At 69.9% G+C, this 959-nt stretch carries 1 protein-coding gene; it reads right to left on the bottom strand.

Going from position 1 to position 959, the window contains the following annotated elements; all coding sequences use genetic code 11:
- The coding region (gene argH / locus ACTWQJ_RS51815; RefSeq protein WP_443313268.1) for an argininosuccinate lyase at positions 1 to 959 on the bottom strand (959 nt) is incomplete at both ends.

The raw sequence follows: 959 nt of genomic DNA, 5'->3' as shown, positions 1-959 counted from the left end.
GTCACGTCCGCCTTGACCTCGGCCAGCTGGACGGCGACGGCACTGGGCGCCGTACCGCCGCGGCCGCTGCGGGAGGCGAGGGCACCCGGCACGTTGAGGACGGAGCGGACCTCGGGGGTCAGGTGGGCGGAGATCTTCGCGAACTGTTCGTCGGTCAGCTCGTCCAGCTCCTTGCCCTCGGCCTCGGCGACCTTCACACACTCGCCGGCGACCTCGTGCGCGACCCGGAAGGGCACGCCCTGCTTGACCAGCCACTCGGCGATGTCCGTGGCGAGCGAGAACCCGGCCGGGGCCAGCTCCTCCATGCGCTCGCGGTGGACAGTGAGGGTGGCCATCATCCCGGTGAAGGCGGGGAGCAGGACCTCCAGCTGGTCGATGGAGTCAAAGACCGGCTCCTTGTCCTCCTGGAGGTCGCGGTTGTACGCGAGCGGGAGCGCCTTCAGGGTCGCCATCAGGCCCGTCAGGTTGCCGATCAGACGGCCGGACTTGCCGCGCGCCAGCTCGGCGATGTCCGGGTTCTTCTTCTGCGGCATGATCGACGATCCGGTGGAGAAGGCGTCGTGCAGGGTCACGAAGGAGAACTCCTTCGTGTTCCAGATGATGACCTCCTCGGCGATCCGGGAGAGGTTCACTCCGATCATCGCGGTGATGAAGGCGAACTCGGCGACGAAGTCACGGGAGGCCGTGCCGTCGATGGAGTTGCCGGCGCTGCCGTGCTCGAAGCCGAGGTCGCGGGCGACCGCCTCGGGGTCGAGGCCGAGAGAGGAACCGGCCAGCGCGCCCGAGCCGTACGGGGAGACCGCCGTCCGTTCGTCCCACTGGCGCAGGCGTTCCGCGTCCCGGGACAGGGACTGCACATGCGCGAGGACGTGGTGGGCGAAGAGCACCGGCTGGGCGTGCTGGAGGTGCGTGCGGCCGGGCATCGCGACGTCGGGGTGCGCCTCGGCAAGGCCGATCCG

This window comes from Streptomyces sp. KR55 (genome assembly GCF_052245645.1).
Taxonomy (GTDB): Bacteria; Actinomycetota; Actinomycetes; order Streptomycetales; family Streptomycetaceae; genus Streptomyces; species Streptomyces flavusporus.
The sequence above is the reverse complement of the archived record's forward strand: the minus strand, read 5'-3'. Positions and strand labels throughout refer to the sequence as shown.